Below are 25972 nucleotides of genomic sequence, written 5' to 3'. Positions count from 1 at the left end.
AATAAATGAAAGTTCTTTGGGTTAGATAGAGCCCAAAGAACTTTTTGGTGTTTGTTTAAGCTATAGTGTGAAAAGGAGGTTTTAAGTAATGTTAAAGAGAAGAAGTATTGTTGTAGTATTATTTTTAGCAGTTATTATATTAGGAGTTCCTTCGGTGGCGTTGGCCCATTGCGCTTGGATTGAGGCTCCTTTGACGGTCAATTATAGTGAAGAGGTTGAATTTGATATATTCTGGGCAGATCCTGATGATTCTATAGAGGAGAGGGATATGGCTGAATTAACACTTAAAGTCAAAGACCCTAAAGGACAAGTAGAAGAAATTGAGTTAAGAGATATGAAAACCTTCTATAAATCAGAGCTAAGTTTTGATCAAGAGGGCACATATATCTTCTCGGCAATAAGACCTCCTGCTAGATTTAGAAGATCCCAATATAGAGATTATGCTAAGGCAATTACTTGGGTTAGAGATGAAGCGCAGAGGGCCAATAATCATTTAGGCCTTGATCTAGAGATAATTCCTCTATCAACTTTAGAAGAGATAAGGCAAAATAATGAGATTAAGGTAGAGGTCAGATATTATGGAGATTCTTTGTCAGATGAAGGAATTAAAGTACTCCAATCTAACGAAGCAGGGGGAAGAGTCTTTCCAGACTTGCATAATGAATCGGAGTATCAGACGATAATTACTAATAATAAAGGGCAAGCAATCTTATCTATAAGTCCAGGATATAATTATATTTTCAAGGTTAATCACGAGGTTCCAGCTAATAGTTTAGATGAAGATTTAGGTTTTTTAGTCAGAAGAGTATTCTTTAGATCAACCTTGTATCTGCCACAGATTTAGAATCTTGAGGTTGAAGGTATATATTTTCACTCTATTACTAGCTGTGAGTGCTATGAGCTTTGAGTTAATTCAAAACCATACAGTTCCTTTTTTTACATACTATTTAGGGGGATTACCTTTTAATTTTAAGCATGCCTGAGTTAATGTATTCTTTTTCCTCTGTTTTGGAGAAAAAATGATAGATATTTTAAAGGGTTACGGATGATCCTGAATATAAAGAAGGCAAAGACCAAACTTGAAATATATCATTTAAAAATATATAATGATATAGGTAACAATTTTTAGTAGAAGTCTTTATAATTAAAGATAATAAAATAGCAGGGAGAATTTAATATGAAAATTAGAACTTTAATACTTAGCTTTATTTTAGTAATAATATCTTCTTTTGTATTTATAGGTATAACAGAAGCAAGAGAAGATAGAGGTAAGTACCTTGTTATCCATGTCGATGGTATATCATCAGAGCTATTTTTAGATGAATTAAATGCAGGCGAGTTAGAGAACTTAAATTCTTTCTTTGCTAATGGCAATATTATTGACTATGGAATAACTTACTTCCCACCTTTTACTCAAGTAGTAACAACAAGAATAAGGGAAGGCAAGAAAATATATGAAGGCGAGCTTATAGATTGGGATAGATATGATGAAGAGACAGATGAGGGCCATGGCAAAATATCGGTCTTTATGAAGATGAGAGACACAGTATCTAGGCGTGCTCGAAGTAACTTTGCTTATGGTTATCCAGTTCTATCTTATTTAGGAGGACCAGCTCTATTGAATGTACCAGATTTAATTGATAAGTATGGGGTAGTAGAGTTCTACTGGTTTGCTACCGATACATATGGACATGCTTTTGGAGAGAACCAGCAAAGAAAATGGTTTAGAAGATTTGATAAATACTTTGGTGAAATGGCGAGTAATTTAGATGATGATGTGAATGTTATTATCTACTCCGATCATGGGATGACCTTTGGGGAGAGGGTAGATTTTGAAGATGAGATGGAGGAGATTTTTAAAGATGATGTCTTAAACTTTTCTTATCCAAATATTTATCTAGCTAATAGTGATGATAAAGTTAAGATAGCTAAAAAGCTATTAAGGGAAACTCCCCTTGACTATACCTTTATTCAAGAAAAGAAGAACAAGATAATCGGTTATCATAATGAGAGTAGCATAATTTTTGAAATAAAGAATGAGAAGATAAGTTACTCTTATGAAGGTGTAGATACATTTGGTTATTATGAGGCTGGATATAAGGGCCAACCCTTAACAGAAGATCAATGGTTGGAATTTACTCACAAATTAGAATATCCCTTAGTACCAGTTAATATCTACAACTTATTTAAAAGCCCCAATGTAGGTGATATAATATCAGTATTAAATGCTCCTAAGATAATGGGAGATGGTTATGTTAGAAAGGGTAATCACCAAGGTATAACCTCTATTGATATGACAGTACCAATATTTTTAAAAGGGCCAAATTTAGAGCATCTTTATGATTATGAGTATATGAGGTTAGATTCATTATTTAGTACTAAGGTAACTGGTGTCAACTTTGAAGATGTAGAGCCTAAGAGGGAGAAACACTCAATCTCTTTATGGGTGGATGATTATAAAAATCCAGATCTTAAAGCAAGATTTTCTTATTCTCCCAAATACAGAGTGCAATTAGGGGCCAACATAAGTTTAGATGATATCTATGATATGTGGGGAGAGTATGATATATATAGTGGGTATCTAACAAGGCATTGGTTAGGTGGAGGGATAAGTTATGATGATGATCTTTCCACACTAATAAAGTTTAGAAGTGAAATTAGAGTTAGAAGATTAGCCTTAGATTATACTATAGCTAGAGGAAGAGACTCTAAGACTAATCTCTCTTATAGAGTTAGTAATAATATAGACTTAAATCTCTTGGATTTTGAAACCTTTGGTTTAAGGTATAGATGGTAGTATTTAAAAAGTACCGATTGATCTTGAAGATCAATCAGTACTTTTATTTTGGGCTTTATTACTATCAATTTGCAGCCAGTTGAGAAAAGGGGTATAATAATATAAAAGATATATAAATTTGTAATTATATAAGGTTGAAAATACATACTTAAAGGAGTGAAATTATGGAGTATAATATTATAGAATTACTAAAAAAGAGAAGAAGTATTAGAAAGTATTTAGATAGACCGGTAGAGGAAGAGAAGGTAGAAAAACTGATGGAGGCAGCTACAGCTGCACCTAGTGCTGGCAATTCTCAACCTTGGGAATTTATCGTAATAGAGAATGAAGGAGTTATAACAAAATTAGTTGATGATACAATGTCTACCTTCAATAAGAGTTGGATGTCTAAAGGGGTTCCTGTATTGATAGCAGTCTGTGCTAAACCTGTGACAGTAGCTAAAAAGTATGGAGATAGAGGGCGCAACCTATATGTTATCCAAGATACTGCAGCAGCAATTGAAAACATCTTAATTTCAGCTACTGCTATGGGGCTAGGAACTTGTTGGATAGGAGCCTTTGATGAAGTAAAAGCCAGCGAGATAATGGATTTAGGCGCAGACTTGAGGGTCTATGGCTTTGTTACTCTTGGTTACGCAGATGGTGAAGGAAAGAAGCCTAGACAGAGATCATTATCTGATGTAGTAAGGTATATAAAATAGTACTAAAGCGTAGCTTTATTATTATCTATTAAAGAACTTAAAGACTCTTGGCTGATGAATGAAGGTTGACAGCTGATAGCTAACAAAAGGTATTTATAGTCATCATTTTGGTGATATAAATACCTTTTGCTATATATAATAAAAGTAGCAATTAAAAAATATTTCTAAAAAATTCAAGTTGTAATATTAGGTATAGTTATTTTAATTAATTATATATGTTTGATTATTGAAAAGGAGTTTTTGAAGCTATCGCGAAATAATATCAAATAAAATAAATAAAAGGTGGGGTGGGACTAATGTTAACTAAAAAGGTTCAAATAATTAATCAAAGTGGTTTACATGCTAGGCCAGCTTCGTTATTAATAGATATAGCTAATAAGTTTGAAGCAAAGGTAGAGATAATCCATCAAAATCGTGAAGCTAATCTTAAAAGTATTATAAGTGTAATGTCTTTGGCGGTAGGTTATGGGGAGTGGGTAACTATTAGAGTAGAGGGTGATGATGCTAAGGAAGCTTTAGATAGTATAGTAGAGCTAATAGAAGGTAAATTTGGAGAAAAATAAGTATTTTTATTTGAAAAAATCATTAAAAAGTTATATATTAATAAGTAATGGTGGTAAGTTTTTTAAAAATCAGCTAAGGTCCAATATTAATTTAAAAATTTCAGATTAGGGTTAATAATTTAGGAAATGGTGAGATAATATGAAGCTTATTTTAGTTGAAAATTTAGAAAGCGGGATGAAAATAGCAAGGACTATTTATGGTAAAAATGGACAAGTATTGTTAAGTGCAGGGATGAAGATAAAGAAGAGCTATATTAACCAATTAAAAGGTTTAAATATTAAAGAGGTATATATAGTTGATGAAAATTTTCCAGATCTTCAAGTACCTGAGCCTATATCTGATAAGACAAGAACTGAGGCCATTAAGACTGTAAAAAAAACAATGGAGTCTATTAAGAATGGGGCCAACATCGATTATGAAGAAGTTTCTCAAGTTGTAGATTCTATTTTAGATGAACTATTATTACAAAATAATGTTATTATACATTTAAATGATATTAGAGGTTATGATGATTATACTTTTAAACATTCAGTTGGTGTAACCATTATTTCAATCTTAATAGCTTTAGATACTGGATTTACTCTAGATGAAGTTAAAAAAATTGCTTTAGGTGCTTTTCTTCATGATATAGGAAAGATAAAGATCAATAAGGATATTATAATGAAGCCTGGAAAACTAAATGATGAAGAGTACGAGATTGTAAAAAAACATTCTAAATATGGGTATGATATAATCAGAAAGCAAAAGAGGATAAATGTTCTTTCAGCACATGTTGCTTATCAGCATCATGAATACCTTGATGGCAGTGGTTATCCTCGTGGCTTAAAAGGTGATGAAATCTTAAAATGGGCCCAGATAGTTACTGTTGCTGATATATATGATGCATTGACCAGTGATCGAGTATATAAAAAAATGTTGATGCCTTACGAGGCTCTTAAGATTATTGATGAGCTTAAAGGGACTAAGTTAAACCCAGAGTATGTAGCTGCTTTATTTAAGCATATTGCTGCCTATCCAGTTGGAACAATAGTTAAGTTAAATAATGAAGAAGAAGGTATGGTTGTAGATGTTAATAAAGAAGATTTAAGTTCACCTATTATTAGGTTGATTAAAGATTCAAATGGCGAAGTTATAACTGAGATTAAAGAGGTTGATTTAGTACATAACAAATCTTTAAAAATTGTCAAGACAATCTGAGTGTAGTTGTATATGATATAATTATTTATTTCATAGGATGATTTCATTCAATTGTAAAATTTATTAATGAAGCTATGCTATATAAGCTTGATATCACTTAGTTTAATTGAGATATTAATAGAAAAATACACCAGGGTAAAAATATAGGAGGATCTTTATGTATAAAAATAGAGTAATAGTATCATTAGTATTGTTTTTTATAATAATAAGTATAAGCACTTCAGAGGCAATGTACAAAGGAGAAGTAAATGCTGGTGAGAAGTCTATTGCTTTTAATTTACAGAGTGAAGCTGGGGATAAAAGAGCATTTACACTTGAGAGTGACTTTTCATTAAGTTCAACTTTAGCTTTCTTGTCATTATATCATCATTCTAATAATAAAGAATTTTTAAATCTAGATTTGAAATTCAATATGATTTCTGATTCAGAGTTTGATTTATCATTTTTAGCAGGCTATCAAATTGATATTAATAATATCGATAATAAGAAACCTAGAATTGGCTTAATAGCCTCACAAAGTTTATCTAGGCATCTAAAGGTAAATGGAGGAGCAACTGTATTGCTTAAAGAGACAGATGACATTCTTGGTTTTGAATTCGGGTTTAATTATATGTTAACAAGAAATTGGTCCTTAGAAGCTGGACATAGAAGATTAGCAGGTGCTAAAGATGCAGAAGGATTAGTAGTTGGATTTAGAAATTATTTCTAAGGAAGAGGGATAAGATGAAGTATAATGAAATAGGAGTATTTATGGATAGAGATGGAACTGTAAGTAAGGAGATAGGTTATGTAAACCATCCTGCAAGATATGAATTATTACCAAGAACTTCTCTGGCCATCAAGAGGTTAAATCAAAAAGGAATTAAAGCTATCTTGGCTACAAACCAGGCGGGAGTAGCTAGAGGTTACTTTGAAGAGGAGATGATCGGCAGAGTTCACGGTAAATTAGAAGCTTTATTAGAAGCTGATGGGGCTTATTTGGATGAAATTTATTATTGTCATCATCATCCTAGAGTAGGAGAAGGTAAGTTTAAAAAGGATTGTAATTGCCGTAAACCTAAGACAGGTATGTTAGACCAAGGTGCTGAAGAATTAGACTTAGATCTAAAGAAGTCCTATATGATAGGTGATAAAATTAGTGATGTTGAAGTTGGTCATAAAGTAGGGGCCAAAGGTATTTTGGTCTTAACTGGCTATGGAATGGGAGCTTATAAAGAAGAAAGAGATAGTTGGCAAGTAGAGCCTGACTATATAGCTGAAGACCTTCTTGATGCAGTTGAATGGATCTTAATGGATATCGAAGAGAGTGAGCAGGATGCATAATATAGAAAGACTTTTGGATGGGTTTTCTGATAAAAAGGTATTGGTATTAGGGGATATGATTGCAGATGAATTTATTATAGGTCAGCCTGAACGTTTGTCTCGAGAAGCTCCTGTTATAATCTTAGAGCATCAGGATAATAAGATCTTACCTGGTGGGGGAACCAATGCAGCTAATAATGTAGCGTCTTTAGGTGGACAAGTCTATCTAACAGGTGTTATAGGTGATGACAAGGTTGGGAAAGACCTGATAAATGTCCTTAATGATAAAGGGATAATTACAGATGGTTTGATAATTGATAAACAAAGGCCAACATCTGTTAAGACTAGAATTCTTGCTGGTGGAGGTCAGACTGTAAAGCAACAGATTGTCAGAGTAGATAAGGTTAAGAAGGATGATATTTCAACAAAGATTGAAGATGAGATAATATCTTATGTTAAATCTATTATGGATAAGATGGATGCTGTAATCCTTTCTGATTATGGAAATGGGGTCTTTACACCTAGGATAAAGAGAGAAACTATAAAGTTGGCTAATACCTTTAATAAAGTAGTTGCTGTAGATTCGAGGTATGAATTAAAGGAGTTTAAAGAGATTACAATTGCCACTCCTAATAAGGAAGAGGCTGAGGTAGCTGTTGGATTTAAACTAGGCTCAAAAGAAGATGTAGAAAGAGCAGGTTGGAAGTTAAAAGAAGAATTAAAGGCTAAGGCTGTATTAATCACCTTAGGAGGAGAAGGGATGCAGATCTTTAGTGATAAGGGAAGTGAGCATATACCTGCATCTAATTATACTGAAGTCTTTGATGTTACAGGTGCTGGGGATACTGTGATAGGGAGCTTAACCTTAGCTTTAGGTAGTGGGATGGATTGGATTGAATCTATGGAGTTATCAAATTATGCTGCTGGTATTGTTGTAAGAAAGTCGGGTGTAGCTACTGTAAGTAAAGAAGAGTTATTAGAAGTTATGAAGGGTTGATGTATATGGATAATGGAATTTATAAAATTGATTGTTTAAAATCAATTTTAGATAAAAAAAGAGCAGAGGGAGCTAAGATAGTCTTTACCAACGGCTGTTTTGATTTATTGCATGTAGGACATATTCGCTATTTAAAGGAATCCAAAGCTAAAGGTGATATATTGGTCGTTGGATTAAACAGTGACTCTTCTGTTAAAGATTTAAAGGGAGAGAAGAGACCGCTATTACCTGAAGAAGAGAGGGCTGAGCTTCTGTTATCCTTAGAGATGGTTGATTATGTAACAATCTTTTCAGAAAGGACTGCAAAAGCAGTAATAAAAACCTTGAAACCTGATATCTATGTGAAGGGTGGAGACTATAAGGTTGACGATCTTCCAGAATCTGAAGTGGTCAAAGATTACGGTGGCAAAATTGAACTTCTTTTAGAGGTTAAAGGTGCTTCAACAACTAATATAATAGAGAAAATATTAAAAACATATAAATAAGAGGCTAGGGTCTCTTATTTATATGCGATATTTTGTTAAAAGAATAACAATTTTGACACTTCGCAATTCGTTGATGTATAATTAACAAGTGCATAATGTGAATTAATTCACATTATGATTTTGAATATCATTATCAAACACTTGATGTTTTAATTTCATTTTACGTTATAACTCATATTAGTTTGGTAACAATGATAATTATAATATAGATTATCATCAAACTTTATTAAAGGAGGGAATATATAATGGGCCAATGCCAGTGTGGAAATTCAGCAGAAAGTAAGGAGAAGTATTTTGCTCCATTGATGAAAATTTTAGAGGGATATGAGAAGAAGGAGAAAGACCTTATCCCTGTTTTACAGAAAGCGCAAGATGAGTATGGATATTTGCCACAGGATGTAATTAAGGAGATTGCAAATCAGTTGAACCTTTCCTTTAGTCAGGTTTATGGAGTTGTAACCTTCTATTCACAGTTTCACTTAGAGCCACGTGGTGAGAATATCATCCGTGTTTGTATGGGAACTGCTTGCCATGTTCGAGGAGCAGGTGAAGTTCTAGATAAGATTACAGAAGAGTTAGGTGTTGATGATGGAGAGACTACTGAAGACCTTAAGTTTACTTTAGAATCAGTTGCTTGTATAGGTGCTTGTGGTTTAGCTCCAGTAATAATGATTAATGATGATACTCATGGTCGCCTTGGTGCTGACGACATCCCAGAAATTTTAGCTCAGTATAAAGAGTAATATGAGAGAGCTATCACTTCATATCTTAGATATTATCCAAAATTCTATAGCTGCTCAAGCTAGTTTAATCAAGTTATCAATTGATGAGGAGATAGAAGAGGATATTCTAGGAATAAAGATAAGTGATGATGGGTGTGGGATGAGTGAAGAGATGAAAGAGAAGGTTTTAGATCCCTTTGTAACCTCGCGTAAGACCCGTAAGGTAGGATTGGGTCTATCTTTATTTAAGGCTATTGCAGAGGCTTGTGAAGGGGATTTAGAGTTAGATTCTAAGCTTGATCAAGGGACAGAAGTAGTCGCTCAATTTAAGTATTCTCATATTGATAGACCACCTTTAGGTGATATGGTAGGCACTATTATTACCTTGTTGGCCCTTAACCCTAATCTAGATTTAATATATATTCATTCTGTAGATGGGCAAGAGTTTAGTTTTAATACTAGATTGATAAGGGATGAACTTGGAGGGTTAGCTATTAATAATCAGGAAATTCTATCTTGGATCGATAATTACTTAACTGAAGGATTAAAAGAATTGCGGGGGTGAATTATTAATGAAATCATTAGAAGAGTTAAAAAAATTAAGAGAAAAGGCTCAAAAGGAATTACAGGCTAGAAAGACAGAGAATAAAGCTAAGGTTACTGTTGGAATGGGAACTTGCGGTATTGCGGCAGGGGCTCGAGCACTCCTTAAGGAGCTTATGGCAGAGATAAATAGAAGGAATTTAGATGTGATTATCACTCAAACTGGGTGTATAGGTATGTGTGAAAAAGAACCATTAATAGATGTAGAGTTACCAGGTGAAGATAGGATTACTTATGGGAATTTAAAGGCTGAAGATATAGTAAAGATAGTAGTTGAACATATTGTAAACGGAAATATTGTGGAAGATTTAGCTATTGCAAGAGCAGATAAGGAATAATTATAAGTCATTAAAGGAGGTATAGATAATGGGAGAATCAATATATAGATCTCACGTTTTGATCTGTGGAGGGACAGGATGTGTTTCTTCTGGTTGTAAAGAAGCACAAGATGCTTTGGTTAAAGAGTTAAAGAAGCATGATTTAGCTACTGAAGTTAAGTTAGTAGAGACTGGATGTCATGGTTTCTGTGAAAAAGGGCCAATAATGATCTTTTATCCTGAAGGAGTATTTTACTGTCAAGTTACTCCAGAGGATATGGAAGAGTTGGTAGAAGAGCATATCTTAAAAGGAAGAATAGTTCAAAGGTTATTATATAAAGAACCAACAACTAAAGAGAATATACCATCTTATAAAGAGATAGACTTCTATAAGAAGCAACAAAGATTATCCCTAGCTAACTGTGGTCACATAGATGCTGAGAGTATAGACGAGTATATAGCTGAAGGTGGATATGAGGCTTTAGGTAAGGCTTTAACAGAGATGACTCCTCAAGAGGTTATTGAAGAGGTTAAGGAATCAGGACTAAGAGGTCGTGGAGGGGGAGGATTCCCGACAGGTCTTAAATGGCAATTTGCCCATGATACAGAAGGTGATAAAAAGTATATAATTTGTAATGCCGATGAAGGTGATCCAGGTGCATTTATGGATAGAAGTTTATTAGAGGGAGATCCTCATGCTATCATTGAAGGTATGGCAATTGGTGCTTATGCCATTGGTGCTGATGAGGGATATGTATATGTCCGTGCAGAATATCCTTTAGCAATCAAAAGATTGCAAAATGCAATAGATCAAGCTAAGGAATATGGATTATTAGGCGACAATTTATTTGGCAGTGATTTCAGCTTTAAGCTACAGATCAAAGCAGGAGCAGGAGCTTTTGTTTGTGGTGAAGAGACTGCTTTGATGGCTTCTATTGAAGGTAAGCGTGGTATGCCACGTCCAAGACCACCATTCCCGGCGCAGAAAGGATTATGGGGTAAGCCTTCAAATATCAATAATGTAGAGTCTTTAGCAAATATACCGTTAATTATTAGAGAAGGAGCATCTCGCTTTAATAGTGTAGGTACTGAAGGAAGTAAGGGAACTAAGGTATTTGCTTTAACTGGAAAGATCAATAATACTGGTCTTGCTGAAGTGCCAATGGGTATCACTATGAGAGAGATTATCTATGATATAGGTGGAGGTATTTCAGGAGGTAAAGAGTTTAAGGCTGTACAGATTGGTGGACCATCTGGTGGGTGTTTACCAGAGAATCTATTAGACCTGCCAGTTGATTATGATTCATTAATTGAAGCTGGAGCTATGATGGGGTCTGGAGGATTGGTTGTTATGGATGAAGAGACTTGTATGGTTGATGTAGCAAGGTTCTTTTTAAACTTTACCAAAAGTGAGTCTTGTGGTAAATGTACTCCATGTCGTGAAGGTACTAAGAGAATGTTAGAAATTTTAAATAGAATTACTTCTGGAGAGGGAAGAGATGGAGATATTGAACAGCTAGAAAGGTTGGCTGAGAATATCAAATCGACTTCTTTGTGTGGATTAGGTCAAACGGCTCCTAACCCAGTTTTAAGTACTTTAAAGTATTTCCGTCATGAGTACGAAGCTCATATCCATGAGCAAAAGTGTCCAGCTGGTGCTTGTGATGATCTTTTAAATGGATATGTAGTAGATGAGGATGCTTGTATTGGATGTACTTTATGTGCTAAGGCTTGTCCAGTAGATGCTATTGAAGGTGCTCCTAAGCAAGCTCATATTATCGATTTAGATGAGTGTATATCTTGTGGAGCTTGTGAGCCAAAATGTCCAGTAGACGCTATAAGCCAAGCTTAAATATTAAGAGACTAAGAAAATAAGAAGGAGTGAATAAAGAATGGATACCATTACTTTGACTATAGATGGTCAACAAGTTGAGGTTGAGCAAGGAGCTACCTTATTGGAAGCAGCTCGTGAATTGGGAATTGAGATTCCAACTCTTTGTTACCATCCAAGTTTATCTCTGCATGGATCTTGTAGGGTCTGTGTAGTTGAAGATGCAAAAAGCGGAAGATTATTAGCTTCTTGTGTAGCTCCAGTTAATGATGGAATGGAGATCGTTACAAATAGTTCAAAGGCTAGAATTGCAAGGAGAACAAATGTAGAATTATTACTTGCTAATCACCCTAATGATTGCTTAGGTTGTGATAGAAACGGAACTTGTGAACTACAAGATATTACTCATGACTTAGGTATTACTAGAATTGACTTTGAAGGTGAGGTTAGAGATTTACCAGTTGATGATGTTGGCCCTTCTCTTAAAAGAGAGCCTAACAAATGTATACTTTGTGGACGTTGTGTAAGGGTCTGTGAAGAGGTGCAAGGGGTATCTGCATTAGAGTTTACTCAACGTGGATTTGAATCTATTGTAACTACAGGTTTCGATCTACCTCAAAGCGAGGTTAACTGTGCTAACTGTGGGCAATGTGCTACAGTATGTCCTACAGCAGCTATTACAGAGAATCGTTGTCGAGAAAAAGTATGGAATGTTTTAGATGATGATAGCAAGCATGTTATCGTTCAGACTGCACCTTCTATTCAATCAACTATGGGTGAAGAGTTTGGTATGGAGCCAGGAACTGTTGTAACTGGTAAATTAGCAGCTGCCCTAAGAAGATTAGGCTTTGACAAGGTATTCTCTACAGACTTTGCGGCTGATTTAACTATTATGGAAGAGGGTAATGAATTTATCCAAAGGTTTAAAGGTAAGAAGAAGTTACCTCATATTACATCATGTTGTCCAGGATGGGTTAAGTTCTGTGAGCATAATTATCATGATTTAATTGAGAACTTATCAAGTGCCAAATCTCCAATGTCAATGTTCTCTTCTATCTCTAAAACTTACTATGCTAAGAAGATGGGCATAGATGCAGAAGATGTTTATACAGTAGCAATTATGCCTTGTACAGCTAAGAAGTTTGAGATGAATCGTGAAGAGTTACAAGAGGGTGGATTAGAGACTGATGCAGTTTTAACTACTCGTGAATTGGCTAGAATGATTAAAGAGATGGGGATAGAATTCTCTACTTTAGAAGATGAAGAGTATGACAGTATCTTAGGTACATCTACTGGAGCTGCTACTATCTTTGGAACTACTGGTGGAGTAACAGAAGCAGCTTTAAGGACTGTAAAGGAAGAATTGACAGGTGAATCATTAGACCGACTTGGTCTAGGCTTTGATGGAATTCAAGAAGCTTCATTGGAAATTGGCGATCAAACTGTTAATGTTGTAATTGCTAATGGTTTAGCAAATGCTGCTAAGATCCTTGATGAAGTTAGAGCTGGAGAGAGCAAATATGATTTTATTGAAGTAATGGCTTGTCCAAAAGGGTGTGTTGGTGGTGGAGGTCAACCATTACCAACTAATGATGAGATTAAGAAGAAACGTGCCCAAGGATTAAGAAATATTGATGAAAGTGGAAAGGTTAGAAAATCTCATAAGAACCCAGAGATTAAGAAATTATATGATGATTTCTTAGGAGAGCCATTAAGTGGCGAATCGCACCATTTGCTTCATACAAGATATAAGAAGAGAGACAAGAATTAACAATGTTTAAAAATTGAGCAGATAGACTTTTCTATCTGCTCTTCTTATGGTATAATGGTTGAGAATTAAATTGTAAGGGATTTGGGGTGAGTATAATGTATTTGTTATTAGGTTTTATTTTATTAAATATTACAGCAATAATCTTTGTCTCTCATTCATTGGTAGGGGTTATTGGTACACAATCTTTGGGTCTATTATCTTTAGTTAAATTTCTAATATTTTTTGCTTTAGTTTATCAAAAAGGAATTACTATATTTAATGAGTTTATTTCCTTTAATAAGAGTGATTTTGAGATTGATATAAAGGATTCTATAAGAGTTATATCTATTGTCTTAAGTGCTTTATTCACCTTTTATTTAAATATAAATATGGGGATGGGACCAATTGTTGCTTCAGCTGTAGTTGGTTTGCTAGGGGCTATTATTATATCTAAGTATGAGGTTGAAGTTTTTTGTGGCTCCTTTGTTGGGATGGCTTCTAATCTAATCTTTATATCCTATGGACAATTATTTTTGGCTGCATTTATAAGTGGACTCATATTTATTTTAGTAGATAATTATTTTAGTGGTATCGGTGGGAAACTTGGGGCTATTGCTTTTACAGGTTCTATTTTAGTAGGGCTATTTAATAGAGTAGAATTTTTAAGTGGGAGCATTCCAGACTTAAATATATCAACTTTGCTTATAATATACTCTATCTGTGGGGCTGTTGGCACTTATGTATTAAGTGTTCGTTTTAATAAAGGTCCGGTTTTAAGTTCAGCAATAGTTGGGTTGTTAGCTGGTATAGTGTTACCTCTAATTTATGGTGACTTAGGTACTCAACTGGCTTTGATGGCATTTTGTGCATCTTTTGCTGGAATGTCCTCAAAGGATATTTTAGATAATGAATTTTTAGTTTTGATCTCTGGGATTATTACAGCATTGATTTTTATCTTTACAACACCTTATTTAGGAGGCCTTGGAGGAAAGCTTGGTATGACAGCCTTTGTCTCAGTAATTTCTCTAAGAGGTAGTTTATCTTTGATAGATCTTACTAGAAAAGAGGAGTTTAGAGGAAATAGAAGAAGTTATAATTTAGCAACCGAAAGAGATTGATTATGAATCCTTCCTTAAATTTAAGGAAGGATTTTTTTCATTTATTTTAAAAATAAATTGGAAGGTGAGATAATGAATATGTTTGAAGAAGGTATTTTAGCAACTTTGGTAGTTGTGTTGGTAATTGTTATCTATTATATATCAGGTGGAAGTTTAGCTGATCTATTGGCTAATTTATCTTAAGGGGGAGTTCTAATGAAGGTGGCAGCAGTAACTTGTAATGGATATGAAGAAGAGTTGTTAGATCAAAAGGTTAGAGAATCTTTAGATTATTTAGGTGGTATAGAGAGTTTTGTTAAGAAGGGGGATAAGGTTTTAATTAAACCTAATCTTTTAAGTCCACATAGTCCAGAGCATAGTATTACTACTCATCCACTAATCTTAAAAGCAGTTATTAAATTGATTAAAGAGGCAGGGGGAATAGTTAAAGTAGGAGAGAGCTCAGGAGGAATGATGGTGGACAAATCTCTAACTCAAGCTTCTTTTAAAGCGACAGGAGTAGAAGAGGTCTGTGATGAGATGGGGGTAGAGATGGTGAACTTTGATAGAGAAGATATTCAAAACCTGCGGGGGGAGTTTTCTAAGGAATCTTTTCCTTTTCCAAAGGTTTTATTAGATTCTGATCTGATCATTACTCTTCCTAAGCTTAAGACTCATAGCCTTACTCTATTTACAGGGGCTATTAAGAACTTATATGGTTGTATACCGGGGATGAAGAAGGCTGAGTATCATAAGTTATATCCTCATCCAGAAGATTTTGCAGGTATAATTGTTGATATCTATTCTTTGCTCAAACCTGGTCTAGCAATTATGGATGGGGTTATGGGTTTAGAAGGAAATGGCCCTGGAGCAACAGGTACTCCTTGTGAGGTTGGGGTTATATTAGCAAGTCAAAATTCAGTAGCTTTAGATGGTGTTGCTGCATCCTTTTTGGGTTATAAATATGGAGATATTCCTATTACTAGACTTGCTTATCAAAGAGGGCTTGGGCCAACATCCTTCGATCAGATTGAGGTTCTTGGTGACTTTGAAGGAGGAGATGAGAAGTATAACCTGCCTTCTAATGCTATATTGAGTCTTATCCCTAGGTGGATATTAAGTCCTTTATTTAATTCATTAATGTCTCAGCCTGTAATAGTCCAAAAGGACTGTATAAAGTGTGGTTTCTGTGTTCAGAGTTGTCCTCAAGATGTGATAGTTGAGAAGGATAATGGGTTGGTCATTGAGGAGAAGGGATGCATTAAGTGTCTATGCTGTCAAGAACTCTGTCCTAAAGAGGCAGTGGTTGTAAAGGAGCATCCTTTGGTAAGGATTTTAAGGAGAATAAGGGGGAGGTAAGAATTAAGAATTAAGAGATAAGGATTAGTAAGATGACTTTATCAATATGCACAGGATAATGAGTTAGACATATTATAGTATAAAGTGCTTTATAAGAAAGAAGGGAGAAGTTTATGTCTAACTTAAATAAAGGTTTATTACCTAGGTTAAAAAGGGTTGGAGTTGCTAGAGTCTTTGGTGGACCTTTGGCTCTAGATATAGAAGGGTTGGTCTACTTTAGACCAACGAGAAAGGGGACTGTAGTATCAGCAAGGATAGAAGGTCTTCCCCCTTACAGACCTGCAACAAATGATGAGGATCCTATTGGACCACATGGCTTTCATGTTCACGAATTTGGCACATGTGAAGTAGGAGATCCTGAAGATCCTTTTCAAGCTGCTGGAGGACATTATGATCCTAATGATCAGCCTCATGGTAACCATGCTGGAGATTTACCAAATTTATTTTCGAATGACGGTGTAGCAAAGATGGATGTATTTACAAATAGGTTTGTAGTAGAGGATGTAGTAGGTAGATCTGTTATAATTCATAAGAATCCCAATGACTTTAGAACCCAACCAGCCGGTGATGCTGGAAGAAGATTAGCCTGTGGAGTTATAAAGTGGCTTTGATTGTATTTATTTCTTGGAAGTAGGGAATGATATTAATAGTATGGGGGATTAATAGTAATAAAGTGTCACTTTCGTGCCACTAGTAATGGGTAATGAGTTAAGAGTAATGAGTAAAGTCAAAATCTCAAAACCTCTTATAAGTCTCAGGGAACAAAGGGGTTTCTGTTTTCTTAAGGTTTTACCCATTACTCATCACCAGTAATAAAGCTATGCTTTATTACTATTTAAATTCAGGAGGTATAAATACAATGATTAGAAAGAGAAGGTTTAATGAGCCACAGGTTGGAATTGGTGAGGGGATAGAAGGGGATGTGATTAGTGGATTATTGGATATGCTATCTAGTGATGAGATAATATCTAGTGGCGATACCGTTACTATTACACCAAATTGGGTAAATACTAATGCCCCAGAGACTGGCACAGTAGTTGGCCCACAATCATTGCAGAAGTTGATTAAATATGTAAAAGGAAAGAACCCTGGTAGAATAGTTATAGCTACTGGATCTGGTGGGGCAGATAATAAGGAGGTAATGAAGAAGACGGGATACCAGAAGGTTATCTATGAAGAAGGGGTAGATTTTGTTGATCTGAACTTTGGCCCGTATGAAGAGTTTGAGATTGACCACCCTATAATTAAGAAGATAAAGTTGAATAAGTTATTAACAGAGAGTGATAGCATAATCTCTTATACCCAAATTAAACACCACGAAGAGTCTACTGTCTCTTTAGGCATTAAAAATATTGCCTTAGCTTGGCCCCCAGCAGAATTGCATGGTTTTCCTAAAGCTAACTTAGGAATTCATGAATATTTACATGAATTCATCACAGAGATGGGTAAGTTGATACCTATTGATTTGACTATATTAAGTGGAGATAACGGAATGGTAGGGACAGGTCCATCTAAAGGAAAGCCTGTAGACGCCAATTTAGTAGTAGTAGGTACTGACCCAGTAGCTACTGATGTGGTTGGGGCAAGGTTATTAGGATTTCGTCAACAGGCTGTTCACTATTTACATAATTTAATTCGGGCAAACATAGGAGAAGGTGATCTACGTAAAGTAGAGTTAAAGGGGATGCCCCTTAATAAAGCAGAAGAGAAATTCTCCTTAGCTGCCTATGAGTATAAGATAATCTTAGATAAGAGCGAGATATTACCGGTTCATTTGGAGAGGAAAGCTTAAGTAGCTATCAGTCATCAGCCCTATCAGCTAAAGAATTTTAAGTTTTTGAACTTAGCTGACGACTGGTGGCTGACAGCTGTAGTAATAAAGTTTATTTTATTACTACCTAGCACGAAATTATTCTTCCTTTAATACTATAATAGGGGTAAAAGTATTGAAGGGAGGGATAAAGATGTATAGACTAAAGGGGGAAGAAAATTTTATAATTATCACTGGAAGTGATATAATAGATTGTGAAGAAGGAAAAGCTATCTGTAGGAAGGTTGGTGAATTGATTGAGCTAAATTCTCATAAGGAAAGAATTCTTTTGGATCTTCGGCGAGTGAACTTAGAAGATAGTGATTTTGATATATTTATAAAAACTATGTCAAAGATTAATCTTTCTAAAGTAGCTTTGGTGTTACCAGAATTAATTAGCAAATTTAAATTTAGGTTATGGAAGAGAAGGTATGATGATTGTATAGAAATCGAACAATTTATTACAATAGAAGAAGGAAAGAAGTGGCTAGTTAGATAGTCATTTTATTTTAATAAAAGAGGAGGAAGAGATGAATATAGTATTATTTCAACCACAGATACCACCTAATACAGGAAATATTGCGAGAACTTGTGCCTGTACCGGTGCCAGTCTGCATCTAATTAGGCCCTTAGGCTTTTCTACTGATGAGAAAGCAGTTAAGAGAGCAGGTTTGGACTATTGGGATAGCCTTGATATCTATTATTATGATAACTTAGAAGAGTTCTTTGAAAAGAATAAAGGAAGTAACTTTTATTTTGCGACCAATTTCACTGAGAAGTTTCATACCGAAGTTGAGTACAAAGAAGGAGACTTCTTTATCTTTGGTAGGGAGACTACAGGCATCCCTGAGGATATTTTAAAGAAGTATTCTGATAACTGTATTAGAATACCAATGAAGGAAGGTACTCGGTCTTTAAACTTAGCAAATTCTGTGTCGATAGTAATCTATGAAGCCTTAAGACAGACTGGGTTTAAAGGGCTAGTTTAAGAACTTAGTAATCATATCCTATTATTAATATAAGGAGGCAATAATGAAAGAGATAGCTTACATAAGTGGTGATTTTGTTGAATTAGATAAGGCAAGTATTTCATTAGAAGATAGAGGGTTTCAATTTGGTGATGGAGTTTATGAGGTTATAAAGTTATATGATGGAATATTATTTAAGGGTGAAGAACACTTTAAGAGGTTAATTAATAGTGCTGAATTAATTCGAATTAATTTAGACTATAGCGTTGAAGATCTAAAGGAGATTGCTTTTGAGGTTATAAAGAGAAGTGATAAGAACAAATCAGGAAGTCTTTATATACAGGTAACTAGAGGGGTTGCCCCAAGAGATCATAACTTTTCTTATACTTTAGAGCCGACTTTGGTTATGTATCTATTACCTCCTAAGTCTCTACCTAATGAGATTAGAGAGAAAGGTGTATCTGTAGTTACTTTAGTTGATAACAGATGGGGATGTTGTAATATTAAGACTATAAACCTTCTTCCAAATATTCTAGCAAGCCAAGAGGCTAGCGAGAAGGGAGCCTTTGAAGGAATATTTATTTCTGATAATGATATTGTATTAGAAGGTACTGGTAGTAATATCTTTATAGTTAAAGACGGTGTTATCATAACCCATCCAGTGACCAATAAGATATTAAGTGGTATTACCAGAGAGATAGTCTTTGAATTAGCTAGAGAGAGGTTTTCAGCTGTTGAAGATCCTTTCTCACTAGAAGACCTATATAATGCTGATGAGGTCTTCATTACAAGTACAACCAAAGAGGTTTTGGGTGTTGTAGAGGTTGATGGAAAGAAGATAGGTGATGGGGTAGTAGGAGATGTTACTAAAGAATTGAATGTTCTTTATAGGGAGTATAAAAGTAATCCAGATAATTTTTAAGATAAAAAGAGAGTTAACTGTTAACAGTTAACTCTCTTTTGTTATTGAGGGAACTATAATTTTGAAGTTGAATTTCAAGAAATTTAAAGTCAAAGGCATATACGCAGACCAAGTTCGGATAAGTGCCGACAAGTTCTTGACAAGAATATAAAGAGGTTAGTAATATTTTAATCAATAATTTATCTATATCAAATGATTAGTTTTAAGTTCTTAAGAAAATTGAGATTAAAGTTATTCTGTCAATTTTTTATTTTAAGTTAGAATGTGAAAATTAACAATTAATTATATAGTAGTATTTTGTTGAAAAAGCAAATGTAAAAGAATAAATACAATTTATATAAAAAATAAGCAGGAAAAATGATGGTTAGTAGTGAAAACTTTAGATTATAATGGTAAAGGAGGAGTAATATAAAATATGGGTAATAGAGGGGAAGCGTTTAAACAAAAGGTAGAAAATTTACTGGAGTTATTTAATGAATTTGATAAAACAAAAGAAATAATAAAATTATTTTCTTTTTACTTAATTAATACTAATCAAAATTATAAGTACAATGAAAGCTATTTAAATGAATCAATAGAAGATTTTGAAGAGTTGTTAAACATAATACTTAGAAAAAGAAATATTATTGAAAGAATGATAGAGGAGTTAAAAGAACAAAAAATTGAAAATTTACAAGAAGTAATAGTAGATGAATTATTTTTATATAAAAATAACTCTACTTCAAGAGATATCGAAATATTTAGTGAAGGCAATTTTTATAAAGTGAAAGATAAGAGAAATATTTATATCGAATGTATTTATCAAATTAATAATGATAAAAAAACATCTAACCATTACAAGTTTTCGTTGAAAGAATTTGAAGAGAAAGAATTTGAAGAAATATTAAGAATAATTAATTAGAAAGAGAAGTTTTATTAAGAAAATAGTTAAAGAGTTAAAAGAGAAAAATATAAAGGGGATAGAAATAATATTTGATAACTTATGGAAGTACGATTCTAATTGTGATTATTTGGAAGGAAATATAGATGTTTTTGATAAAGTAAATGATGAAAAAAATAGTTGTGTTGAAGTTATTCAATATGATAACAGTAGATACGAGGAATTGATAGAGTTAAGCAAAGATAAAAATGAAAAAGATGAAGAAAAATTAAAAAAATAGGATTTCAGAAGGGAATGCAAAGGATGAAGATAACAAAAGAAAATCAGCTGTATAAAAATATTGTTAATCCTAAAAATTTATATATGGCAATATATTCAGTTGATTCATATATATTTGAACGTGATTTATTAAATAAAGGTGATTATTTAAAGTTATGTAAGTTAAAGGATAAATTAAATTATGAAGAAATTAATGAAGTAATGAATAAAGTCATAGAAAAAATAAATGACGTAATATTAAAGGATAAACTTTTTGAAATTTCTGTTTTTCTTAGACCTAAAAAATATATAAGTGAAGCAAAGGTTGAATCAAGACCCTTACATACAAGTGACCTTTACACTCAAATTGCTATAGTAGCAATGTTAAATCCTATTATATATGATTTTGATGAACTTGAAAGTGAAAAAAATGGCAAATTAGTTTTATCAGATTTAAGTAAATTAATTCCAAGTAATTTTTATGGTAATATTCCTTCGTTAAAGGCAAAGTCATTATTTAAACCGTGGCAGAAAATGTATAAAAGATATTCAAAAGATATAACAAATAGTTATTCTAATTACTTAGAGACTGGAGAATATAACTATGAAGTAACTTTAGATTTAAAAAACTTTTTTCCATCAATTAATCCATATATTATTTATAGATATGTATTAGAAAAGTTATCGATTAGGTTTTCAGATGAAGAATTTGATTGTTTAAAGGTTGTTTTATATAAACTATTATATTTTAAAGTTATTAATTTAGAAAATTGTTCAAATGCAAGAGAGGAATATTATAGTTTATCTACTGAGTATAAAAGCATAAAGGACAATGGTGATTACTATTCTGTTGGAATTGTACAAGGTTTACCCCAAGCTTATTTTTGGGGAAATATTTGTATGATAGAAGTAGCAAAAGAATTTGAAAAAGAATTTAATGGTAGATCATTTTATTATGTAGATGACTCGGTTATATATATTGACTCCTCAAAAGATTTAAGAGAAGAACAAGAAAAATTTAAAGATAAACTAAAAAGTTTAAATAGAAAACTACAACAGTTAAATGATAGATTATCTAGAAATGGTAATAGTGAAGAGTGTTTTAAATTACCAGATTGCAAATTTAGAGAGGAAATAAAGAATTTTTCTAAAAATATTGATTATAAAATAGAAGTTCATACAAATAATAAAAGTAAATTGTCAGAAATTAAAGAAGATGATAATGGGGAACAGTATTTAAGATATCTTAGTAGACAAGCATCCCTTGGAGCAAGACAGTTATGGTCAACATTTGAAGACATTGAGGATATTAGTTTAAAAAGTAAATTCGAAACTTTAGAAGAATCAGTAGAAAAAGAGACAGATAGAATTGAACGTATAGATAAGAAAGATAATAGTAATCATAAAAAACTTTTAGTTCGCTTCAAGAAATTCTTTAAGTTTAGAAGAAAGTTAATGAGTTATAGAGAAGACAATCAAATTTCTAGTAAAGATATTAATAATCTCCTTGAAAAGATGAATAAAAAGGAGATAGAGAAATTTTTTAAACATTATGATGAAGATATATTTTCAAGTGAATATTTATTTTATTTGAGAAATTTGAAGAATATTAAAGAAGATAAAAAAGAAGATAAAAAAGAAAAATGCTTGGTTGAAATTTATTATAAAAAAATAAAAAATAAAACAAATAATTTTGATCAATCGATTTATAATGAAGCTTATAAAGAAATAGCATACTTTTCTAAAGTATGCAGTAGATTTAATATTAAGGAAAGTGAATATTTCAGAGTTAATAAATATAACAGTATTGAAAAAAGAGTTAACATAGTATTTCCTAGGGTTAATGGGGTACATAAAGAAAGAAAATTAGATTATGTTAAAAATATTATCAAATTTTTTATGGAAGATGGTGTAGATTGTAATTTTTACAATTACAACAAATATTTATCGAATGAAGAACAGTTAGAGGGTAATCAAAATTTAAAAAATGATGAAAAATTAAAAGAATGCTACAAATGGGTAGTGAATAATGATTCAGAATTATATAGAATGGTTCTAAATTCGATTTTTTCAAAGGTTTTTAATGTTGTTTTAAATGATAAGCTTCAAATTGGAAAATTAGACAATAAACCATTAACTTATTCAGAATTTAAGATACTTGTGTATTTAAGGAATAGAAATTTTAAAACTGATAAATTCTTGAATGATATTACTGGTATAGATATTAATGATTTAGATACAATTGATTATACGTTATTTGAAGTTATAGATTATTACAATAGTTTTGTAAGTAAGCCAAAGCTAATTGATAATTTAATAGAAGTACATAGGTATACAAGTGAGATGTGGAAGAATGGGTCAAAATTTTTACATTTTTATACATTGCACAATCAGGAACATGGGGCCGATTTAATAAAAAATTCAGTTAGATTTATAAATTCAATCGATTATTTTACAATTAAGCAAATAGATTATTATATTTTGTTTATAGCTTGTTATTTACATGATATAGCAATGGTTTCTCACCCAGATTTAAAGAGTGTTTTTAATAATAATTCTAACTCTGATTCTAATTTGATATACACTGAATTTAAAAGAGAAGTAGAATATGATAATAAAAAAGAAGTTAAAGATTTATTGGTAAGATATTATCAAAAATTAGATGAATTTTTTGAGATGCATGTAAGAAATAATCATTCTCAAAATAGTGCTAAGCATATTAGAACTAGTAATGATTTGAAATTTGTTCAAAGTAGTATCAGAGAATTAGTAGCAGAAGTTTCAGAGGCACATGGTTATGGAGTTACAGATATTTATAGTATTAAATCAGAAGCAAAAGATTCGTTAGTTAGTAGGAAATATATTAAAGTAGCGTTAAGGGTAGCTGATTTATTAGATATGTCTAAGAATAGAATTACCTTGGCAATATTAGAAAATAATTTAGCTTATATGTCTGATGCAACAAAATTTCATTGGATATCACATGAATTGATAGATCAATATCAGATTGAGACAAAATATGAAAATCGTCACATTTACTATCTAATAATTAGTTTATTTTTAATTAAGTTTAATTTAAAATTAAACTGTAATTCTAATTTGTTGTTTTTAAATATTAAATTCATTTATTTTTTAATAAATAAAGTTAGCTATTTAAAACCAGGGACTATTAAGGAAAAAATTATATTAACTATATTTATAAATGCTAAACAATTAACACAAACAAAATCACAAAAGTGCAAATATGTCTGTTTAAATGAGTTAAAACCTAGTGAAGAAGAAATAATTCAAATTAAAATTAGTAAAGATAAATGTGAAGGTGATAAATGTAATTTCTTATGTAAATGGCTTGCTAAAAAAAATGACTATCTGTATCAGGAGCTATTTGCATTAAATAATTATTTAAGAAGAAATTCTAATAATTACTTCACAACAGAATTTCTTGTTAAGTTTAAGTATACTGGAGAAGACCTTCTAAATCCAGAGTATTGTAATATTTTAAATAATTATATTGAAGGTTAAATTATTAAGGATATTCATTAGCAAGTAATTTTAATTTGTTTTATATTATCGTAGATTAGTATATGAATTTAAGGTTTAAAAGATCCTAGATTGGGCCAACATAATTAATGTAAAGATTAATTTTAGAATGGAGGTGTACGGTGAAGAAATTTATCCCTAAGCGTGTATTTATTGAAGAGGGTGCTTTGGAATATGCCTTGACCAAAAAGCTAGATGAAGATTTTAAGAAGCAGGGAATACCAGTAGAATATATAGAATCCCATAATAGACTTAATCCTAAAGAACAGATGAGCCCTATAGAACTCTTTAATTGGACTAAGGAAACCTTGGCAGTAGGAGTGAAGAAGACACTAAGGTTTAAGTCCTGTAAACCTTCTGCTGATTATAGAGTTGTAACCAATACCAGTTGTCCTGGTAAGTGTGAATATTGTTATTTAGCTAAGAACTTAGGATCAGCATCTTATCTGAGAATCTATGTAAATATAGATGAAATACTAGAAGCAGTTAAAAAGCATATTAAAAAAGGTGAAGGAGAAGTAGTTAGTTTTGAAGCAAGTAGTTCTTCAGATCCTGTAGGTGTTGAGCATTTAACTGGAAATTTAAAAAAGATGATAGAGTTCTTTGGTAAAGAGGAGAAAGGCAGACTTAGAGTAGTAACAAAATTCCCCTTTGTAGATGATCTTTTAGATATAGATCATAATAATAATACTAAGTTTCGCTTTAGCATTAATTCAAGTTATGTTATTAAAAGTTTTGAACACCTAACAGGATCTTTAGATGAGAGGATATCAGCGGCAAATAAGATACAAAAATCTGGATATCCGTTAGGATTTATTATTGCCCCTTTGATGATTTATGATGGTTGGAAAGAGGAATATAAAGAGATGTTACTAAGACTTCATAAAGAATTGAAGTCTCCTGAAGATGATAGATTAACCTTTGAATTAATAATGCATCGCTTTACAACAAGATCGAAGAATTTAATTGAAGCTAGATTTCCTAATAGTAGTTTAAAGTTAGATAAAGAAAGGTATAGTCATAAAGGTTTTGGCAAATATGTTTATCCAGAAGGTGAAGCTCAGGAGATGAAGGAGTTTATGGAAGAGAATATTGAAGAGTTATTTCCTAACTCTAGTATAGAGTATTTCACTTAAAATAACTGTCCAAAAAATGAAAAAGATCTGATAGTAATCAGATTGATAAATGGTGGAGGGGAGAGGATTTGAACCTCTGAAGGCTTCGCCGGCAGATTTACAGTCTGCTCCCTTTGGCCACTCGGGAACCCCTCCATATTTAATTAATAAATAAGAGATAAGAATTAATAATTTTTAAAATCTTTTAAATCTTCATTATTAACCTTTAATTCTTTAGTATTAATTTTTGATTGATTGTAATGGCGCGCCCGGGAGGAATCGAACCCCCAACCTTCAGATTCGAAGTCTGCCACTCTATCCGATTGAGCTACAGGCGCATATTAAAAAACTGATAGTTGATAGTTAGAACAAACATAACATTAGGTTCTTAAAATTTTTCTCTTTTAGGCTATTAACTTTCAATTATCCATTGTTCATTGTCAACTTGTAAATGGTCGGAGCAGCAGGATTTGAACCTGCGACCCCCTGGTCCCAAACCAGGTGCGCTACCAAACTGCGCCATGCTCCGATAAGATTAATGGAGACGTCACTTTAAACGCGACAAATATTATTATAGATAATTTAATCGGAGATGTCAAGAAAAAATTTATACAATATTTTATCTTGCTAACAAAAATGTATCATTAATGATTGTCATTGTCAATTAAATTTCAAACAATAGCCTTATTTATTTAAGCTTTTTTAGGAATTTATTATAAGAGTTGCGATGTATATAAAAAATAGTGTCAGTGTCTGT

25 protein-coding genes and 3 tRNA genes are annotated in these 25972 nt (G+C 32.5%); 25 read left to right on the top strand and 3 right to left on the bottom strand.

Annotated features, from left to right (window positions below):
• Positions 1-88: 88 nt before the first annotated feature.
• The 25 genes from HALSAC_RS0102645 (at position 89) to splB (ending at position 25236) form a co-directional block, all read left to right on the top strand.
• Positions 89-844, top strand: coding sequence for a DUF4198 domain-containing protein (locus tag HALSAC_RS0102645; RefSeq protein WP_027338965.1), 756 nt, complete (start codon positions 89-91; stop codon positions 842-844).
• A gap of 333 nt (positions 845-1177) precedes the next feature.
• Positions 1178-2797 (top strand): alkaline phosphatase family protein, encoded by a 1620-nt coding sequence (locus HALSAC_RS0102640; protein WP_027338964.1) that lies wholly within the window; start codon positions 1178-1180, stop codon positions 2795-2797.
• 164 nt (positions 2798-2961) lie between these two features.
• Positions 2962-3498: a nitroreductase family protein gene (locus HALSAC_RS0102635; protein WP_027338963.1), complete on the top strand. Its 537-nt coding sequence runs from the start codon at positions 2962-2964 to the stop codon at positions 3496-3498.
• A gap of 296 nt (positions 3499-3794) precedes the next feature.
• Positions 3795-4061, top strand: a complete 267-nt coding sequence (locus HALSAC_RS0102630) for an HPr family phosphocarrier protein (protein ID WP_027338962.1) — start codon at positions 3795-3797, stop codon at positions 4059-4061.
• 139 nt (positions 4062-4200) lie between these two features.
• Positions 4201-5259 (top strand): HD-GYP domain-containing protein, encoded by a 1059-nt coding sequence (locus HALSAC_RS0102620; protein ID WP_027338961.1) that lies wholly within the window; start codon positions 4201-4203, stop codon positions 5257-5259.
• A gap of 157 nt (positions 5260-5416) precedes the next feature.
• Positions 5417-5968 carry a hypothetical protein gene (locus tag HALSAC_RS0102615; RefSeq protein ID WP_027338960.1) on the top strand — a complete coding sequence of 184 codons (552 nt, stop codon included), beginning with the start codon at positions 5417-5419 and terminating at the stop codon, positions 5966-5968.
• Between the two features lie 14 nt (positions 5969-5982).
• On the top strand, positions 5983-6582 hold the full coding sequence (locus HALSAC_RS0102610; RefSeq protein ID WP_027338959.1) for a D-glycero-alpha-D-manno-heptose-1,7-bisphosphate 7-phosphatase: 600 nt from the start codon (positions 5983-5985) through the stop codon (positions 6580-6582).
• A complete protein-coding gene (locus HALSAC_RS0102605; protein ID WP_027338958.1) occupies positions 6575-7558 on the top strand; it encodes a bifunctional heptose 7-phosphate kinase/heptose 1-phosphate adenyltransferase in 984 nt (327 codons plus the stop codon). The genes HALSAC_RS0102610 and HALSAC_RS0102605 overlap by 8 nt, the downstream gene beginning before the upstream one ends.
• A gap of 5 nt (positions 7559-7563) precedes the next feature.
• Positions 7564-8043: a D-glycero-beta-D-manno-heptose 1-phosphate adenylyltransferase gene (gene rfaE2 / locus HALSAC_RS0102600; protein ID WP_035571210.1), complete on the top strand. Its 480-nt coding sequence runs from the start codon at positions 7564-7566 to the stop codon at positions 8041-8043.
• A 245-nt stretch (positions 8044-8288) separates the two neighbouring features.
• Positions 8289-8786 carry an NADH-quinone oxidoreductase subunit NuoE gene (gene nuoE, locus HALSAC_RS0102595; RefSeq protein WP_027338956.1) on the top strand — a complete coding sequence of 166 codons (498 nt, stop codon included), beginning with the start codon at positions 8289-8291 and terminating at the stop codon, positions 8784-8786.
• Between the two features lies 1 nt (position 8787).
• Positions 8788-9330 carry an ATP-binding protein gene (locus tag HALSAC_RS0102590; RefSeq protein WP_027338955.1) on the top strand — a complete coding sequence of 181 codons (543 nt, stop codon included), beginning with the start codon at positions 8788-8790 and terminating at the stop codon, positions 9328-9330.
• A gap of 7 nt (positions 9331-9337) precedes the next feature.
• Entirely contained in the window at positions 9338-9706 is a 369-nt protein-coding gene (locus tag HALSAC_RS0102585) for a (2Fe-2S) ferredoxin domain-containing protein (protein WP_027338954.1), read from the top strand.
• Positions 9707-9734: 28 nt separating this feature from the next.
• Positions 9735-11537 carry an NADH-quinone oxidoreductase subunit NuoF gene (gene nuoF / locus HALSAC_RS0102580; protein WP_027338953.1) on the top strand — a complete coding sequence of 601 codons (1803 nt, stop codon included), beginning with the start codon at positions 9735-9737 and terminating at the stop codon, positions 11535-11537.
• A gap of 40 nt (positions 11538-11577) precedes the next feature.
• Positions 11578-13287 (top strand): NADH-dependent [FeFe] hydrogenase, group A6, encoded by a 1710-nt coding sequence (locus HALSAC_RS0102575; protein ID WP_027338952.1) that lies wholly within the window; start codon positions 11578-11580, stop codon positions 13285-13287.
• A gap of 95 nt (positions 13288-13382) precedes the next feature.
• The gene (locus HALSAC_RS0102570; RefSeq protein WP_027338951.1) at positions 13383-14384 is read left to right on the top strand and encodes a hypothetical protein; all 1002 of its coding nucleotides are present in this window, start codon (positions 13383-13385) and stop codon (positions 14382-14384) included.
• A 195-nt stretch (positions 14385-14579) separates the two neighbouring features.
• On the top strand, positions 14580-15722 hold the full coding sequence (locus HALSAC_RS0102560; protein WP_027338950.1) for a DUF362 domain-containing protein: 1143 nt from the start codon (positions 14580-14582) through the stop codon (positions 15720-15722).
• A 113-nt stretch (positions 15723-15835) separates the two neighbouring features.
• The gene (locus HALSAC_RS0102555) at positions 15836-16333 is read left to right on the top strand and encodes a superoxide dismutase family protein (RefSeq protein WP_027338949.1); all 498 of its coding nucleotides are present in this window, start codon (positions 15836-15838) and stop codon (positions 16331-16333) included.
• Positions 16334-16581: 248 nt separating this feature from the next.
• Positions 16582-17514, top strand: coding sequence for a DUF362 domain-containing protein (locus tag HALSAC_RS0102550; protein ID WP_211231284.1), 933 nt, complete (start codon positions 16582-16584; stop codon positions 17512-17514).
• Positions 17515-17686: 172 nt separating this feature from the next.
• Complete coding sequence (locus tag HALSAC_RS0102545) at positions 17687-18031, top strand: hypothetical protein (protein WP_027338947.1); 345 nt, start codon at positions 17687-17689, stop codon at positions 18029-18031.
• Positions 18032-18062: 31 nt separating this feature from the next.
• Positions 18063-18521, top strand: a complete 459-nt coding sequence (gene trmL / locus HALSAC_RS0102540) for a tRNA (uridine(34)/cytosine(34)/5-carboxymethylaminomethyluridine(34)-2'-O)-methyltransferase TrmL (RefSeq protein ID WP_027338946.1) — start codon at positions 18063-18065, stop codon at positions 18519-18521.
• Between the two features lie 43 nt (positions 18522-18564).
• On the top strand, positions 18565-19422 hold the full coding sequence (gene dat, locus HALSAC_RS0102535; protein WP_027338945.1) for a D-amino-acid transaminase: 858 nt from the start codon (positions 18565-18567) through the stop codon (positions 19420-19422).
• A 415-nt stretch (positions 19423-19837) separates the two neighbouring features.
• Positions 19838-20323 (top strand): hypothetical protein, encoded by a 486-nt coding sequence (locus tag HALSAC_RS0102530; protein WP_027338944.1) that lies wholly within the window; start codon positions 19838-19840, stop codon positions 20321-20323.
• Between the two features lie 109 nt (positions 20324-20432).
• Entirely contained in the window at positions 20433-20582 is a 150-nt protein-coding gene (locus tag HALSAC_RS17330; protein ID WP_211231283.1) for a hypothetical protein, read from the top strand.
• A 23-nt stretch (positions 20583-20605) separates the two neighbouring features.
• Positions 20606-24082 (top strand): HD domain-containing protein, encoded by a 3477-nt coding sequence (locus HALSAC_RS0102520; protein WP_027338943.1) that lies wholly within the window; start codon positions 20606-20608, stop codon positions 24080-24082.
• 140 nt (positions 24083-24222) lie between these two features.
• Positions 24223-25236: a spore photoproduct lyase gene (gene splB, locus HALSAC_RS0102515; RefSeq protein ID WP_027338942.1), complete on the top strand. Its 1014-nt coding sequence runs from the start codon at positions 24223-24225 to the stop codon at positions 25234-25236.
• 50 nt (positions 25237-25286) lie between these two features.
• On the opposite strand, the gene HALSAC_RS0102510 is transcribed toward splB, so the two are convergent.
• The 3 genes from HALSAC_RS0102510 to HALSAC_RS0102500 form a co-directional block, all read right to left on the bottom strand.
• Positions 25287-25371, bottom strand: a tRNA-Tyr gene (locus HALSAC_RS0102510).
• A 105-nt stretch (positions 25372-25476) separates the two neighbouring features.
• Positions 25477-25553 (bottom strand) — tRNA-Arg (locus HALSAC_RS0102505).
• A gap of 114 nt (positions 25554-25667) precedes the next feature.
• Positions 25668-25744, bottom strand: a tRNA-Pro gene (locus HALSAC_RS0102500).
• Positions 25745-25972: the final 228 nt, after the last annotated feature.

The organism is Halonatronum saccharophilum DSM 13868 (genome assembly GCF_000517025.1).
GTDB classification, from domain to species: domain Bacteria; phylum Bacillota; class Halanaerobiia; order Halobacteroidales; family Halobacteroidaceae; genus Halonatronum; species Halonatronum saccharophilum.
The sequence above is the reverse complement of the archived record's forward strand: the minus strand, read 5'-3'. Positions and strand labels throughout refer to the sequence as shown.

Coding starts and splice junctions, on each gene's coding strand:
- HALSAC_RS0102645 (WP_027338965.1), top strand. CDS start 89: ATGTTAAAGAGAAGAAGTATTGTTGTAGTATTATTTTTAGCAGTTATT.
- HALSAC_RS0102640 (WP_027338964.1), top strand. CDS start 1,178: ATGAAAATTAGAACTTTAATACTTAGCTTTATTTTAGTAATAATATCT.
- HALSAC_RS0102635 (WP_027338963.1), top strand. CDS start 2,962: ATGGAGTATAATATTATAGAATTACTAAAAAAGAGAAGAAGTATTAGA.
- HALSAC_RS0102630 (WP_027338962.1), top strand. CDS start 3,795: ATGTTAACTAAAAAGGTTCAAATAATTAATCAAAGTGGTTTACATGCT.
- HALSAC_RS0102620 (WP_027338961.1), top strand. CDS start 4,201: ATGAAGCTTATTTTAGTTGAAAATTTAGAAAGCGGGATGAAAATAGCA.
- HALSAC_RS0102615 (WP_027338960.1), top strand. CDS start 5,417: ATGTATAAAAATAGAGTAATAGTATCATTAGTATTGTTTTTTATAATA.
- HALSAC_RS0102610 (WP_027338959.1), top strand. CDS start 5,983: ATGAAGTATAATGAAATAGGAGTATTTATGGATAGAGATGGAACTGTA.
- HALSAC_RS0102605 (WP_027338958.1), top strand. CDS start 6,575: ATGCATAATATAGAAAGACTTTTGGATGGGTTTTCTGATAAAAAGGTA.
- rfaE2 (WP_035571210.1), top strand. CDS start 7,564: ATGGATAATGGAATTTATAAAATTGATTGTTTAAAATCAATTTTAGAT.
- nuoE (WP_027338956.1), top strand. CDS start 8,289: ATGGGCCAATGCCAGTGTGGAAATTCAGCAGAAAGTAAGGAGAAGTAT.
- HALSAC_RS0102590 (WP_027338955.1), top strand. CDS start 8,788: ATGAGAGAGCTATCACTTCATATCTTAGATATTATCCAAAATTCTATA.
- HALSAC_RS0102585 (WP_027338954.1), top strand. CDS start 9,338: ATGAAATCATTAGAAGAGTTAAAAAAATTAAGAGAAAAGGCTCAAAAG.
- nuoF (WP_027338953.1), top strand. CDS start 9,735: ATGGGAGAATCAATATATAGATCTCACGTTTTGATCTGTGGAGGGACA.
- HALSAC_RS0102575 (WP_027338952.1), top strand. CDS start 11,578: ATGGATACCATTACTTTGACTATAGATGGTCAACAAGTTGAGGTTGAG.
- HALSAC_RS0102570 (WP_027338951.1), top strand. CDS start 13,383: ATGTATTTGTTATTAGGTTTTATTTTATTAAATATTACAGCAATAATC.
- HALSAC_RS0102560 (WP_027338950.1), top strand. CDS start 14,580: ATGAAGGTGGCAGCAGTAACTTGTAATGGATATGAAGAAGAGTTGTTA.
- HALSAC_RS0102555 (WP_027338949.1), top strand. CDS start 15,836: ATGTCTAACTTAAATAAAGGTTTATTACCTAGGTTAAAAAGGGTTGGA.
- HALSAC_RS0102550 (WP_211231284.1), top strand. CDS start 16,582: ATGATTAGAAAGAGAAGGTTTAATGAGCCACAGGTTGGAATTGGTGAG.
- HALSAC_RS0102545 (WP_027338947.1), top strand. CDS start 17,687: ATGTATAGACTAAAGGGGGAAGAAAATTTTATAATTATCACTGGAAGT.
- trmL (WP_027338946.1), top strand. CDS start 18,063: ATGAATATAGTATTATTTCAACCACAGATACCACCTAATACAGGAAAT.
- dat (WP_027338945.1), top strand. CDS start 18,565: ATGAAAGAGATAGCTTACATAAGTGGTGATTTTGTTGAATTAGATAAG.
- HALSAC_RS0102530 (WP_027338944.1), top strand. CDS start 19,838: ATGGGTAATAGAGGGGAAGCGTTTAAACAAAAGGTAGAAAATTTACTG.
- HALSAC_RS0102520 (WP_027338943.1), top strand. CDS start 20,606: ATGAAGATAACAAAAGAAAATCAGCTGTATAAAAATATTGTTAATCCT.